Genomic DNA, 13,707 nt, shown 5'->3' on the forward strand with positions numbered 1-13,707 from the left:
ACCTGGCAGCTGGCAAAATCCAGTTGTGCGAACAAAGGCCCCATTATGAAGTCTGATATCCACCCGAAGTACGAAGCTGTTGTTTTCAACGACCTGGCTTCCGGCGTCAAGTTCCTGACCAAGTCCACCGTGTCTTCCAAGAAGACCATCGAGTGGGAAGACGGAAACACCTACCCGGTCATTGACGTCGAAATCTCCTCCGAGTCCCACCCGTTCTACACGGGCAAGCAGCGCATCATGGACTCTGCAGGCCGCGTCGAGCGCTTCAACGCTCGCTTCAAGGGCTTCGGCGGCGCGAAGTAATTCACTTCACCCCCCAAGGTTCTTTGGAAAGCCCGCACCGGCAACGGTGCGGGCTTTTTGCGTCCGGGGGTTTTGTCGTTTCGGGGAGCCCTGATCGTGGGGCAGGATGGGTGGCATGACTGCCTCGCCGTTTGCCGCTGAAGACCGCCCCCTCAGCCACCACGGTGAGTACAAAGTCCCCGGCGGCAAACTTGTGGTGGTGGATTTCGACGTTGTGGACGGTGTCCTCGCCGACGTCTCCCTCAGCGGCGACTTTTTCCTCGAACCCGACGAGACGCTGCCTGCCATCAACCGGGCGCTGACAGGACTTCCGGAAAGCACGACCGTGGCGGAGCTGTCCGCGGCCGTCAACGCTTCGCTGCCGCCCGGCGCTGTCCTGTTCGGCTTTTCGGCCGACGCCGTGGCCGTCACGGTCCGCCGCGCGCTGGCGAAGGCCACGGCCTGGACCGACCACCGCTGGAACATCATCGCCCCCACGGTACTGCCCACGCATATCAACGTCGCGCTGGATGAGGTGCTGACCGAAGAGGTGGGCGGCGGCCGTCGCAACCCCACCCTGCGGTTCTGGGACTGGGAGGAACCGTCCGTGGTGATCGGCAGTTTCCAGTCCTTCCGCAACGAGCTGGATCCCGACGGCGTCGCCCGGCACGGCATCACCGTGGTCCGCCGGATCAGCGGTGGCGGAGCCATGTTCATGGAGGCCGGCAACTGCATCACCTACTCCCTGTACCTGCCGCAGACGCTCGTGGACGGGATCAGCTTCGCGGACTCCTACGCATTCCTCGACGCCTGGGTGATGGCCGCCCTCGAGAAAATCGGGGTGACCGCGTTTTACGTGCCCCTGAACGACATCGCCACGGACCAGGGCAAGATCGGCGGCGCCGCCCAGAAACGCCTGGCCAACGGCGGCATGCTGCACCACGTCACCATGAGCTACGACATCGACGCCGACAAGATGGTCGAGGTGCTGCGCATCGGTAAGGAGAAGCTCTCGGACAAGGGGACGCGCAGCGCCAAGAAGCGGGTTGATCCGCTGCGCCGGCAGACCGGGCTGACCCGCACGGAGATCATCGCGGCCATGATGGAAGTGTTCACCGAACGCTACGCGGCGACCTCGTCCGAACTCACTGCCGCCGAGCTCACTGCCGCCCGGGACCGGGTGACCACCAAGTTCGGCGCCGAGGATTGGCTGCACCGGGTCCCGTAAGAGCCTTGCCGGGTGATCTACAGAGCCTGTGCGTTGAGCGCCCTCAGAAGGTGGTTCCGCTGCTCCACAATGATCCGGCGCAGCGCCCGCGGCGCGTCAGAGTTAGCCGTCAGCCAGGCATCCGTGCGGAGCACCACGGCGTGCTCCGCAGGCAAGGTCCCCGCCGGCAGATCCTGCGCCAGGGGATAGAGCCCCCGGACGATCCGGCTGGCGATTTCAATGCTCCTGTTGTCCCAGACACCGCGGAGGCACTCGAAGTACGGCTCCACATAGGGTTCCAGCAGGGCAGCAGAGGCGGTGGCAAATCCAACGATGGTGGCGCTGAGCAGCTGGTTCGACAGCTCCGTCCCCTCCACGGCAGAGGGCCAGGCGGCGGCCTTCACACCAGGCTCCGGACGGGCGGCGAGGGCTGTGGCGTGGCCCGCCCGGCCCGAAGCGGTGGTGTCGCGTTCGAGTTCTGCGTCCAGGTCTTCGGGGGTTGCCTGCCCATTGGCCGCCAGGGCGTGCCAGAAGCTCCAGCGCAGCTCGGCGTCCACGGCCAGGCCGTCCACCACCACCGTGCCGTCCAGAAGGCACCTCAGCCGGGGGAGGAGGGTAGCGTCATGACGGCTGACGGCGGCGAGCGTCCGCGCCCAGGCCAGCTGGTGGTCCGAGCCCGGCGCTGCCTTACCCAGCTGGGCGTCGGCCGCCGCCAGGAAGGCGCCGCGCACCGCGTCGCGTTGGGCCAAGGGGGTGTAGCGTTCGACGGCGGTGGCGGCGTTCTCGAGGATGTTCAGCAGCACGCCGACTCCCGTTTCGGACGGGCCGAACGACGTCACGGCCTCCACGTAGCGGGAGGCCGGGCTTTCCCCGTCGCGGGCGGAGTTCCACAGCGCGGTCCAGCAGAGGGCGCGGGCCATCGGATCGGTGATGCGGTCCAGGGATGCCAAAACTGTTTCCTCGGACACCGGGTCCAGTCGGACTTTTGCGTAGGTCAGGTCATCATCGTTGACGAGCAGGAGGGCGGGCCGCGGCTGCCCGGCCAACTCCGGGACCTCTGTCCGCGCTCCGGCAACGTCCGTTTCGAAACTCCAGGTGCGGACCAGGTCGCCGTCGGCATCGAAGTTGTACGAGCCCACGCGCAGCCGGTGCGGCCGCAGTTGCTCCCGTCCGGTAACGGGGTCCACTGCAGCCTGGACGATCGTTACGGCGCCGAGGACGCCGTCGTGCGTTTCCGTCTCCAGCGACACTGTGGAGATGCCGGAGGTCTGCAGCCAGGCGGCAGCCCAGCCGGCAAGGTCGCGACCGGAAGCAGCGCTGAGGGCCTTCAGCAGGTCCGACAGTGAGGTGTTTCCGTAGGCGTGATCGCGGAAGTACTGCCGTGAGCCGGCGATGAAAGCATCGAACCCGACGTACGCCACCAGCTGCTTGAGTACGGACGCGCCCTTGGCGTAGGTGATGCCGTCAAAATTCTGTTTGGCGGCCTCAAGGTCAGGGATGTCGGCAACGATCGGGTGGGTGGTGGGCAGCTGGTCCTGGACGTAGGCCCACGCCTTGCGCTTGTTGGCGAAGTTCACCCAGGCTGTCTCCCAGTCCGTGGCACGGTCCACACCGAGGGTACCCATGTAGTCCGCAAAGGACTCCTTCAGCCACAGGTCGTCCCACCACTGCATCGTGACAAGGTCGCCGAACCACATGTGCGCCATCTCGTGCATCAGCGTGTTCGCCCGGGCCTGGTACTGCGCGTCGGTGGCGCGGGATGTGAACACGTAGCTTTCGGTGAACGTGACCAGCCCCGGGTTTTCCATCGCGCCCAGGTTGTATTCGGGCACAAAGGCCTGATCGTATTTTCCCCAGGGGTAGGGAAAATCGAAAAGCCGGTTGAAGAAGTCCAGCCCGTTTTTGGTCAGCCTGAAGAGCTCCGCGGCATCGAACGATTCCGCCATGGAAGCCCGGCAGTACAGCGCCAGCGGAACCTCCAGCTGCGTGCCGTCGTCGAGCGTGGCGCTCCAGTGGTCCTGGGCTTTAAAGTACGGCCCGGCGAGCACTGTGGTGATGTAGGTGGACATGGGGCGGGTGGTGGCGAAGTCCCAGCGGCTGGTGGCCGGATCGCTGGTCAGCTGCGTCCGGGCCGCTTCCACGCCGTTGGAGGCCACCTCCCAGCCGGACGGTGCCATCACGTGGAATGTGTACTCGGCCTTGAGGTCAGGCTGTTCAAAGTTCGCGAACACTCGCCGGGCGTCGGCGGGCTCATACTGCGTGTAGAGGTAGCACTGGCCGTCAGCCGGATCCACAAAGCGGTGCATGCCCTCACCGGACCGGCTGTATAGGGCGGTGCCGGTGACGGTGACCTGGTTCTCTGCCTGCAGGTTGTCCAGGCGGATCCGGGAACCGTCCACAACGTCGGCCACGGGCAGCGCCTGGCCGTTGAGGAACACACTGTGGACCTCACCGGCGATGAAATCCAGAAATGTAGACGCCACCTGCCCCTGGCCCGGCACGGCGGCGGAGAAGTGGATAACGCTGCGGCTGATGTAGCCCGCCACGTCCGGGTCTGCTGCCTGCCGCACATCCAGGGAGACGTCGTAACTGTGGGTGCTGATCAGGGCTGACCGTTGAGCGGCTTCATCGCGCTGCAGATTCTCATGTGACACTCAGCTATCTAATCACGGGACCCGGGCGTGCCGGTCCCCATCCGGCTGCCGGCCTAGGCCGTCATCAGCAGGGCCGCTGCCAGGCCCAGCAGCGCGATCAGCAGCCAGGCCGCCAGCGCCGCGAGCAGCGCCCTCGCTCCGGTGTGCAGGAGCGTGCGGATCCGCACGGCCGACCCGAGCCCGAAGAGCGCCGCTCCCAGGAGAATGTCCTGCAGCCCCGCACCGGCGTCGAGCCAGCCGTCCGAGAGCCAGTCCGTGGACCGAAGCGCCACCATGGCCACAAACCCCACCACGAACAGGGGCACCAGCGGCGGCAGCGCATGTTGTCCTGACGTGCTCATGCGGTGGTGCACGCCCGCCACGGCCACCACCGGTGCCAGGAGCAGCACTCGGGTGAGCTTAACGACGACGGCGATGCCCAGTGCTGCGGTGCCGGCGGTCTGCGCCGTGGCCACCACCTGGCCGACGTCGTGCACCGACGCACCCGTCCAGGCGCCGAAAGCGAGGGGGCTCAACTGCAGGGGATGCATCAGCAGCGGCAGAATGCCGATCGCCAGCGTGCCGCACAGTGTCACCAGCGCCACCGGCAGGACAGTATCCGCATGCCGGATCCGCCGCACGGCCGCCATGGCACCGATGGCGGACGCCCCGCAGATCGAAAAGCCGGTTGCCACCAGCAGCGCGGTCTCACGCGGCAGCCGGAACAGCCGCACCAGCAGGTAGGTGCCGCCGAAACTCAGCAGCACCACGCCCGTTATCAGGACCATGGCCAGCCAGCCGAGGCCCAGGATGTCCATGATGCTCACCTTGAGGCCCAGCAGGACGATGCCGCCCCGCATCAGGTGCTTGCCCGCGAAGTCCAGGCCCGGACGCGCCCGTCCGGCGATCCACACCGCCGTGCCGGGCAGGTTCGCGGCGAGCAGGCCCAGCGCCACCGCGACGGTCATGGCGGGCAGGGCCGGCACCACAGCATGTACAGCGAAGGCCACGGCCAGCGCGGGGGTGGCCGTCAGGAGGCCGGGCAGGAGCCTGCCGGAACGTATCGTCGCGTCACGCACGCGGGCCCTCAGGCCGCTGTTCCCGCCCTCGCCGGAGCTCCCGGGATTACTTGATTCTGGCACTCACTAACCTTGCCGGATAGGACACGGATTCAACGAACCGCCGTTGCCTCCCTGCAACACGCCACAATGGATGGCGGTAATGATTTCGAAACAAAAAGATGGTTGGCTAAAGGACATGTCAGACCTATTTCAGGATTACTCCGAGGCCGCCGAACGTACCGGCGCCTACGACGAGATGTTCGCCCCCGGCCAGGAAGCACGCGAGTCGTACGGCCAGGTGGCCGATGCCCTTAGCAAGCTCTCCCTCGCTGACGTCAGCGCCCGGGCGGACTCCATGGCACGGACCTTCCTGGACCGCGGTGTGACGTTTGACTTCGCGGGGGAGGAGCGGCCTTTTCCGCTCGACATCGTCCCCCGCGTTATCCCCGCCGATGAGTGGACCGTGCTGGAAAAGGGCGTGGCGCAGCGCGTCCGGGCCTTGGAAGCCTTCCTCAACGATGTCTACGACAAAATGAATGTGGTGGCGGACGGCGTCATCCCGCGCCAGCTCGTCACCACCAGCGCCCACTTCCACCGCCAGGTGCACGGCTTCGAGCCGTCCGGCGGAGTCCGAGTGCACATCTCCGGCATCGATGTGGTGCGCGACGCCGCAGGCACCTTCCGCGTCCTGGAAGACAATGTGCGGGTGCCGTCCGGCGTCAGCTACGTCCTGGAAAACCGGCGGGCCATGGCCAAGGGCCTGCCCGAAGCGTTTGGCCAGCAGCTCATCCGGCCGGTCGAAGAGTACCCCCGCCGGCTGCTGTCCGCGCTGCGCAAAACGGCGCCCGCCGGCGTCGACGATCCCACGGTTGTGGTGCTGACCCCCGGCGTCTTTAACAGCGCCTACTTCGAACACACACTGCTGGCCGGCCTGATGGGCGTGGAGCTCGTCGAAGGCCGCGACCTCATCTGCCGCGGCAACCGCGTCTACATGCGCACCACGGCCGGTGAGCAGCGCGTGGACGTGATCTACAAACGCATCGATGACGAGTTCCTGGACCCCCTGCAGTTCCGCTCGGATTCCATGCTCGGCTGCCCGGGGCTGGTCAACGCCGCCAGGGCCGGCGGCGTGACCATCGCCAACGCCGTGGGCAACGGCGTGGCCGACGACAAACTTGTCTACAGCTACGTTCCGGACCTCATCCGCTACTACCTCAGCGAGGAGCCCGTCATCGCGAACGTGGATACGTTCCGGCTGGAGGAGAAGGACTCCAGGGAATACGTCCTTGACAACCTGGCTGAGCTTGTGGTGAAGCCCGTGGACGGCTCCGGCGGCAAAGGCCTGGTGATCGGGCCGGACGCCTCCAACGATGAACTCGAGGCCCTGCGCAAGCGGGTCGTCGCTGACCCTCGAGGCTGGATCGCCCAGCCGGTCCTGCAGCTTTCCACCGTGCCAACGCTCGGCGGGGACAAGTTCGGCCCGCGGCACGTGGACCTGCGCCCCTTTGCCGTCAACGACGGCGACGATGTCTGGGTACTTCCTGGCGGACTCACCAGGGTGGCGCTCAAGGAAGGCTCCCTCATTGTGAACTCCAGCCAGGGCGGCGGCTCCAAGGACACCTGGGTGCTGGCAGACTCGCCCCAGGTGCCGGTGGAAACTGTTCCGCGGCCCACCATTTCCATCCGCGAGCGGGTATCCGTCTGGCCCGTGGAGAGCAACTGGCGCGACCGCCAGTCGGAGCAGCAGCAGTGAGCCGGGCCATCGAACCGGCACAAATGTTCACGGGGTCATCCCCACAGATTTCGGACGCGCAGGAGGTCACCGCGAATGCTTAGCCGTATTGCTGAGTCCCTATTTTGGATCGGACGCTACGTGGAGCGGGCCGACGGCACCGCCCGCATCCTGGACGTGCACCTGGAACGCCTGAACCACCTCCCCATGGACGAACGCCGCAGGGTGGCCCAGGAACTGCTCGCAGTGATGGGCGCCCGGCCGCAGAGCGAAGACTTCGGCCTGCCCGAACTCCTCCATGCGCTGGCGTACGACAAAACAAGCGCAACCTCCATCGCCGGGTCGCTGGGAGCCGCGCGCGAGAATGCCCGCCGTGCCCGCGAGACCGTGTCCTCGGGCCTGTGGGAAAGCCTCAACACCACCTACTACGGGCTGAGCCAGCACCGCAAGGACGTGGTGGGGACGTACCGCTTCTGCAACTGGACGCTGGAACGGACGGCCATGGTCAGCGGCCTGGCCGACACCACGGTGAGCCATGACGAAAGCTGGCTGTTCCTGGTATTGGGCCGGTCCCTGGAGCGCGCGGACATGACGGCGCGGATGCTTTCCACCCGGGATGTCCTTTCTGCAGGTATGTCCTGGGTCAACATGCTGCGGTGCGCGGGGGCCTATGAGTCGTTCCTGCGGACGCGCCGGGCCGCGTTCGGGGACCAGCACGCCGCCGAGTTCCTCCTGCTTGACCGGCTGTTCCCGCGGTCCATCGTCTACGCCCTGCGCGACGCTGATGAGTGCCTCGCCAAGCTGGACCCTTCGGCGCAGCGCGTGGGCTTCATCAACGACGCCCGCCGGATCGTGGGCCAGGCCCGTACGTTCCTAGAGTTCCACCGGACGGACGATCTGATGTCCGAACTGCCCGAGCACATGGAACGCGTGCAGAAGGCCGTCTCGCAGGCCTCGGACGCCATTTCCCGTAAATACTTCAATCAGGCAGACGAACTCGCCTGGGTGGGAGAAGTTTCATGACCCGGCTGAGCATCATCCACACCACGGCCTACAAGTACAACAAGCGCGTCACGCTCTCGTACAACGAAGCCCGCATGACGCCGCTGACCGACCCCCAGCAGGTGGTCCTTGAATCCGTGCTCAAGGTCTCGCCGACGCAGGCGGCCGTGAGCAACTACCGGGACTACTGGGGCACGCGGGTCACCGCCTTCGACATGCAGATGCCGCACGACCACCTTGAGGTCGTTTCCAACATCACCGTTGAAGTGCACCGGGCGGAAAAAATCCCGGCTGACGCAGACATCGCCGGCTGGGACGTCCTGGCATCGAAGGAATCGTTGAATACGTTCAGCGACTGGCTGCCGCAGTCCCAGCTGAGCGGTCCCGGTGACGAGGTACTGGGCATCATTCCAGGTGTCGTGGAGGGCAAGAACCCGCACGAGGCCGCCATGGCCATCTTCGAATGGATGCGCGGCGAGATGACGTACATGTCCGGTTCCACCGCGGTTACCACCAACGCCGAGGAAGCGTGGGGACAGCGGCAGGGCGTCTGCCAGGACCTCGCGCACCTCGCCATCGGCGCGCTGCGCAGCTGCGGCATTCCCGCCCGGTACGTCTCCGGATACCTGCACCCGCGGTCGACGGCGGCCATCGGCGAGACAGTCGCCGGCCAGTCACATGCGTGGCTGGAGTTCTGGGACGGCGAGTGGCGCAGCTGGGATCCTACGAACCACAAGCCGGCAGGGGACTACCATGTCACCGTCGCCAGGGGCCGGGACTACCGGGACGTACCACCGCTGAAGGGCATCCTGTCCGGCGGCGGCGGATCGGCGCTCAGCGTGAGCGTGGAAATCACCCGCCTCGCTTAGGCAGTCGGGGGCGTTTCCTCGTCCTGCCCAGGACTACTCCGGGGCTGCCTTGGCCGCTCCGCTGAGCTGGGTCCACCAGGTCATGGGTGCGGTGACTTTGAACCGGCGCCCGGTCACTGTTCCCGGGCTCACCCGGACAAAGGTGTCTTTCTTCCCGGCCTGCCATGGGAAGAGGTACAGGGCTGCGGAGTCCAGGATGCCTTCGGTTCCTGTGATGACCTTTGCCGGTCCCTTGACCACCACGCTCCAGGCCAGGCCGCTGACGGCATCCACGCCGTCGGCCTCCAACGCCACAGCGGCACCTCCCGAGGCGGCGGCCAGCTTGGTTCCAGCGCCGGTGCGGAACACTAATGTTCCGCCGTCCACCGTGTAGTTGATGGGGAAGATGTCAGGCTGGCCGTCCACCAGGACGGCCAGCCTGCCTACCGAAACCGTCCGCAACAGGGCCCAGCATTCGTGGTGTTCCAGGTTCTGGACCTGGGACGTTGGTTCGCTGGACGTTGACCCGGTGGACGTTGCTTCGCTGCTCATGCCGCCGAGCCTACGCCCAACGCACCGGAGAGGACAGCGTCCGTCCTACCAGGGGCTGGGCTTGTAGTCCTTGAGGAAGACCCCGTACTGGTCCTCGCCGTTTTCGCCCATCACGATCGGATCGTAGACGCGGGCGGCGCCGTCCACCAGGTCCAGGGGTGCGTGGAAGCCCTCTTCCATAAGCCGGACCTTGGTGAAGTGCGGGCGTTCGTCGGTGATCCAGCCGGTGTCCACCGCTGTCATCAGGATCCCGTCGGCGTCCAGCATTTCCTGGGCGCTGGTCCGGGTCATCATGTTCAGGGCCGCCTTGGCCATGTTGGTGTGCGGATGCCCGGGGCCCTTGTAGGCGCGGGAGAACTGGCCTTCCATGGCGGAGACGTTGACGATGTATTTCCGGTGCGCCGTGGAGCGCTTCATGGCGTCCCGGAGCCTGCTGACCAGCAGGAACGGGGCCGTGACGTTGCAGAGCTGGACTTCCAGCATTTCCAGGGGGTCAACCTCGTCCACCACCTGGGTCCAGCTGTTGATGTCAGCCAGGTCCGGGACGAGCCCGCCGGCGTCGATCGCTGTTCCGGAGGCGATCCGCTCCAGCGAGGCCGAACCGGTGGAGAGCGCCAGCGAAGTGATGGCGTCGCCGGCCAGAACCGGGTGATCCGTGACACTGCTCGCCAGGGCGAGGGGGTGTTTGTCGTGGGCGTGGCCGAAGGTCACCAGTTCCGGTCCGCCGTTGGCCGGCTCCAGCGCTGCCGGCAGCGGCTCGTCCTCGGCGTCCACCAGGGGTTTGTAGGCGTTGCCGGATCGGCGCACCGTTTGGGCGGCGTTGTTGATGATGATGTCCAGGGGGCCCGCGGCGTTGAGCGAATCCGTCAAGGCCATCACCTGTGACGGGTCGCGCAGGTCGATGCCCACGATCCGGAGCCGGGGCAGCCACTCGCTGCTGTCTTCCATTGCCGCAAAACGGCGTGCGGCGTCTTTGGGGAACCTGGTGGTGATGGTGGTGTGCGCGCCATCCCGGAGCAGGCGCAGCGCGATGTACATGCCGATTTTGGCCCGCCCGCCGGTGAGCAGCGCACGCCGGCCTGTCAGGTCGGTGCGGGCATCCCGCTTGCTGTGGCTGAAGGCGGCGCATTCCGGGCACAGCTGATGATAAAAAGCGTCCACCTGCGTGTAGTGCTTCTTGCAGATATAGCAGGGGCGGGAACGGATCAGGTGCCCGGCCACCTTGCCCGTCGCCGAAGTCTCCAGCTTGTTGCCCTGGGTCTCGTCGTCGATCCGGTCCGGTGCTGCCGTTGCCGTCTGGGCGATGACGGCCCGGTCGGCTTCGGAGATCAGGTCCCGCTTGGTGACGCGGCGGTGACGCTTCACGGCCTTGAACATCTTCCCGGTGGCACGGCGCACCGAGACATAGTCGGGGTGTTCCTCGTCGTAGACGTGGATGGTGTTCAAAACCTTGAGGCAGGCCTGGATTTCCTCAGGCGTCAGATCGGGGGAGCTCATTGTACCGATTTTACAGCCTGGCGAAGATCCAGCCTGACCGTGCCGCCGGGTTCGCAGCCCGGCCAGGCCTGCCAGTACTTCGCTTAGCCCTTGCGGCTGCCGGCTGCGGCCTGCGAGGCTGATTGGGCGTGGACCGCAGCGGCCTGCTCGACTGATTCGCGGAGTTCGGGGTAGTTGGCCGTGGCTGCCTTGACGGCATCCGGTACCAGGTGGAGGTTCTTAGCGGCGAGCGCACGTTCCGCGTCCCCGGGCTCAGGCACCTGCTGGCCCTTGGCGAGCACCGTAATACCGGATTCCGTCACCTTGAACCCGCGGGCGCGGTCCAGGTCATGGTCCAGGCCGATCGCGGCGCCGGCCGGAACCTTAACGTTCTTGTCCAGGATGGCCCGGTTGACCACGGCACCTTCGCCGATAATCACTTTGTCCATCAGGACCGAGTCGATAACCCTGCTGCCGTTCCCCACAAAGACGTCGTTGGACAGGACGGAGCCCTCCACGACGCCGCCGGAGACGACCACGCCGCTGGACACGATGGAGTCCAGGGCGGTGCCCACGGTGTCGTTTTGACCGCGGACGAACTTGGCCGGCGGGGAGATGCTCTGGCGCGTGTAAATGGGCCACTCAGAGTTGTAGAGGTTGAACACAGGCAACGGGGAGATGAGGTCAATGTGGGCGTCGTAGAACGAATCAATGGTGCCGACGTCGCGCCAGTAGGTCCGGTCGCGTTCCGTGGAGCCGGGGATGTCGTTGAGGGTGAAGTCGTAGACTCCGGCGTCACCCTGGCTGACGAAGTAGGGGATGATGTCCCCGCCCATGTCGTGCTTGGTGTCGAGCCGTTCGGCGTCCACGTGAAGGGCATCCACCAGCGCGTCGGCGTCGAAAACGTAGTTGCCCATGGAAGCCAGGAACTGGGTGGGATCAGCGGCCAGGCCAGGAGTTGTGGCGGGCTTTTCCACAAATGCAGCGATCTTCTGCGGGTCCTCCTGGTCCACCTCGATCACACCGAACTGGTTGGCCATGCTCAACGGCTGGCGCACGGCGGCCACAGTGGCCTTGGCGCCGCTCTGCACATGCTGCTCCACCATCTGGGCGAAGTCCATGCGGTACACGTGGTCCGCACCAACCACGACGACGATGTCGGGGTTGGCGTCATGGATCAGGTTCAGGGACTGGTAGATGGCGTTGGCGCTGCCGAGGAACCAGCTCTTGCCGACGCGCTGCTGCGCCGGCACGGACGCCACATAATTGCCCAACTGCGTGGACATCCGCCAGGTCTCGGAAATGTGGCGGTCAAGGCTGTGGGACTTGTACTGGGTCAGGACCACGATCTGCAGGTAGCGTGAATTCACCAGGTTGGACAGCGCAAAGTCGATCAGCCGGTAACTGCCGGCAAAAGGCACTGCAGGTTTCGCCCGGTCTGCCGTCAGTGGCATTAGCCTGTTTCCCTCGCCGCCCGCGAGGACAATGGCCAGGACTCTTTTATTCAACGGCATGGTAGTAGCTCCTGTACGCCTTCGTAACCCCAAACAGTCCGGCATGCCCGGACCCCTTCACACTAGAACAGATAGTGCGGAAGGACTACCTTGGGTAACGTGCGAATAGACATTGTGACTAAAGAGTTCCCGCCCGAGATCTACGGAGGCGCCGGAGTCCACGTGGCCGAATTGAGCAGGGTGCTTAGTAAGCATGTTGACCTGCAAGTTCGTGCCTTCGGGGCACCCCGCGACGCCGATTACCACGGTGCCGGGGTGACCTCCTATTCCGTTCCCGAAGACCTGGGCTCGGCCAACGCCGCCGTCCAGACGCTCGGGGTGGACCTGCGGATCGTGCCGGACGTGGCAGGTGCCGATCTGGTCCATTCGCACACCTGGTATGCGAACATGGCCGGCCATCTGGCGTCCCTGCTCCACGGCATCCCGCACGTATTAAGTGCCCACAGCCTGGAGCCCCTGAGGCCGTGGAAGGCCGAGCAGCTTGGCGGCGGCTACGCATTGTCCTCCTGGGTCGAGAAAACTGCCTACGAGGCGGCAGCAGCGATCATCGCCGTTTCGGAAGGCATGCGCCAGGACATCCTTCGCAGCTACCCGGACGTTGACCCTGCCAAAGTCAGGGTGGTCCACAACGGCATCGACGTCGAATTGTGGCAGCGCGACGAAAACCAGGACGCCGTCCGCGCCCTGGGCATTGATCCGGATAAGCCGAGCGTGGTGTTTGTCGGCCGCAACACGCGCCAGAAGGGCGTGCCTTACCTCCTGCGTGCAGCCGCGAAGCTTCCGGCCGATGTGCAGCTCGTGCTGTGCCTTGGGGCGGCGGATACTCCCGAGCTCGCCGCAGAAACTGCACGCCTGATCGAGGAGCTGCAGAGCCAGCGGACCGGCGTCGTGCTGATCGAACGGATGCTGCCGCGGAACGAACTCATCCAGGTCCTCAGCCACGCCACAGCGTTCGCCTGCCCGTCCATCTATGAACCGCTGGGCATCGTCAACCTCGAGGCGATGGCCTGCGGTGCTGCCGTGGTGGCCAGCGCTACGGGCGGCATTCCCGAGGTGGTCCAGCATGGCGAGACGGGCCTGTTGGTGGACCTGGAGCAGGTCACCGACGGTACAGGCACGCCGCTTGATCCGGAGAAGTTCGTGACGGAATTTGCCGCCGCTCTGACCGAGGTGGTGTCCGATCCCGAACGGGCACGTGCTATGGGCCAGGCCGGCCGCCGCCGTGCGGAGGAGCACTTCTCCTGGGACTCCATCACCGAGACCACCCTCGAGGTCTACCGCTCAGTGCTTTCCTGACGGACGGCAGGAACAGCAGCACTAGTGACCAGACATCGCACGACGGCGCCGCCCCCACCGAGGGGATTGGCGCCGTCGTTCGTACAAAACGCTTGATCCAACGC

The 13,707-nt window shown here is 65.7% G+C and carries 11 protein-coding genes; 6 read left to right on the forward strand and 5 right to left on the reverse strand.

Features of this window, described 5'->3' with window-relative positions; all coding sequences use genetic code 11:
* The first annotated feature begins 45 nt into the window (after nucleotides 1-45).
* Both NG697_RS05785 and lplAB read left to right on the forward strand, forming a co-directional pair.
* Nucleotides 46-303: a type B 50S ribosomal protein L31 gene (locus tag NG697_RS05785; protein WP_056339888.1), complete on the forward strand. Its 258-nt coding sequence runs from the start codon at nucleotides 46-48 to the stop codon at nucleotides 301-303.
* Between the two features lie 115 nt (nucleotides 304-418).
* Entirely contained in the window at nucleotides 419-1,510 is a 1,092-nt protein-coding gene (lplAB, locus tag NG697_RS05790) for a lipoate-protein ligase LplAB (protein WP_252613758.1), read from the forward strand.
* A gap of 17 nt (nucleotides 1,511-1,527) precedes the next feature.
* On the opposite strand, the gene pepN is transcribed toward lplAB, so the two are convergent.
* The gene (gene pepN / locus NG697_RS05795; RefSeq protein ID WP_252613759.1) at nucleotides 1,528-4,143 is read right to left on the reverse strand and encodes an aminopeptidase N; all 2,616 of its coding nucleotides are present in this window, start codon (nucleotides 4,141-4,143) and stop codon (nucleotides 1,528-1,530) included.
* A gap of 53 nt (nucleotides 4,144-4,196) precedes the next feature.
* The gene (locus NG697_RS05800) at nucleotides 4,197-5,213 is read right to left on the reverse strand and encodes a YeiH family protein (protein WP_509908541.1); all 1,017 of its coding nucleotides are present in this window, start codon (nucleotides 5,211-5,213) and stop codon (nucleotides 4,197-4,199) included.
* Nucleotides 5,214-5,379: 166 nt separating this feature from the next.
* On the opposite strand from NG697_RS05800, the gene NG697_RS05805 reads away from it, so the two are divergent.
* The 3 genes from NG697_RS05805 (at nucleotide 5,380) to NG697_RS05815 (ending at nucleotide 8,786) form a co-directional block, all read left to right on the forward strand.
* Nucleotides 5,380-6,936 (forward strand): circularly permuted type 2 ATP-grasp protein, encoded by a 1,557-nt coding sequence (locus tag NG697_RS05805; RefSeq protein WP_252598807.1) that lies wholly within the window; start codon nucleotides 5,380-5,382, stop codon nucleotides 6,934-6,936.
* Between the two features lie 75 nt (nucleotides 6,937-7,011).
* Entirely contained in the window at nucleotides 7,012-7,938 is a 927-nt protein-coding gene (locus NG697_RS05810; protein WP_056339904.1) for an alpha-E domain-containing protein, read from the forward strand.
* Nucleotides 7,935-8,786, forward strand: coding sequence for a transglutaminase family protein (locus NG697_RS05815; RefSeq protein ID WP_104061463.1), 852 nt, complete (start codon nucleotides 7,935-7,937; stop codon nucleotides 8,784-8,786). Before NG697_RS05810 ends, NG697_RS05815 begins: the two co-directional genes overlap by 4 nt.
* Before the next feature lie 33 nt (nucleotides 8,787-8,819).
* On the opposite strand, the gene NG697_RS05820 is transcribed toward NG697_RS05815, so the two are convergent.
* The 3 genes from NG697_RS05820 to glgC form a co-directional block, all read right to left on the reverse strand.
* Nucleotides 8,820-9,317 carry a pyridoxamine 5'-phosphate oxidase family protein gene (locus tag NG697_RS05820; protein WP_252613760.1) on the reverse strand — a complete coding sequence of 166 codons (498 nt, stop codon included), beginning with the start codon at nucleotides 9,315-9,317 and terminating at the stop codon, nucleotides 8,820-8,822.
* Between the two features lie 45 nt (nucleotides 9,318-9,362).
* Nucleotides 9,363-10,814 carry an SDR family NAD(P)-dependent oxidoreductase gene (locus NG697_RS05825; protein WP_252607957.1) on the reverse strand — a complete coding sequence of 484 codons (1,452 nt, stop codon included), beginning with the start codon at nucleotides 10,812-10,814 and terminating at the stop codon, nucleotides 9,363-9,365.
* An 83-nt stretch (nucleotides 10,815-10,897) separates the two neighbouring features.
* A complete protein-coding gene (glgC, locus tag NG697_RS05830; RefSeq protein WP_252598810.1) occupies nucleotides 10,898-12,307 on the reverse strand; it encodes a glucose-1-phosphate adenylyltransferase in 1,410 nt (469 codons plus the stop codon).
* 99 nt (nucleotides 12,308-12,406) lie between these two features.
* Here glgC and glgA point away from each other — a divergent pair, with 99 nt between their 5' ends.
* Nucleotides 12,407-13,603 carry a glycogen synthase gene (gene glgA / locus NG697_RS05835; protein ID WP_058932487.1) on the forward strand — a complete coding sequence of 399 codons (1,197 nt, stop codon included), beginning with the start codon at nucleotides 12,407-12,409 and terminating at the stop codon, nucleotides 13,601-13,603.
* The last annotated feature ends 104 nt before the right edge of the window (nucleotides 13,604-13,707 follow it).

Origin of the sequence: Pseudarthrobacter raffinosi, assembly GCF_023913835.1 — a bacterium.
Classification (GTDB): domain Bacteria; phylum Actinomycetota; class Actinomycetes; order Actinomycetales; family Micrococcaceae; genus Arthrobacter; species Arthrobacter raffinosi.

Bases quoted from the DNA above. Each gene is read 5' to 3' on its own strand.
- NG697_RS05785 (WP_056339888.1), top strand. From the start codon at position 46: ATGAAGTCTGATATCCACCCGAAGTACGAAGCTGTTGTTTTCAACGAC.
- lplAB (WP_252613758.1), top strand. From the start codon at position 419: ATGACTGCCTCGCCGTTTGCCGCTGAAGACCGCCCCCTCAGCCACCAC.
- NG697_RS05805 (WP_252598807.1), top strand. From the start codon at position 5,380: ATGTCAGACCTATTTCAGGATTACTCCGAGGCCGCCGAACGTACCGGC.
- NG697_RS05810 (WP_056339904.1), top strand. From the start codon at position 7,012: ATGCTTAGCCGTATTGCTGAGTCCCTATTTTGGATCGGACGCTACGTG.
- NG697_RS05815 (WP_104061463.1), top strand. From the start codon at position 7,935: ATGACCCGGCTGAGCATCATCCACACCACGGCCTACAAGTACAACAAG.
- NG697_RS05820 (WP_252613760.1), bottom strand. From the start codon at position 9,317: ATGAGCAGCGAAGCAACGTCCACCGGGTCAACGTCCAGCGAACCAACG.
- NG697_RS05825 (WP_252607957.1), bottom strand. From the start codon at position 10,814: ATGAGCTCCCCCGATCTGACGCCTGAGGAAATCCAGGCCTGCCTCAAG.
- glgC (WP_252598810.1), bottom strand. From the start codon at position 12,307: ATGCCGTTGAATAAAAGAGTCCTGGCCATTGTCCTCGCGGGCGGCGAG.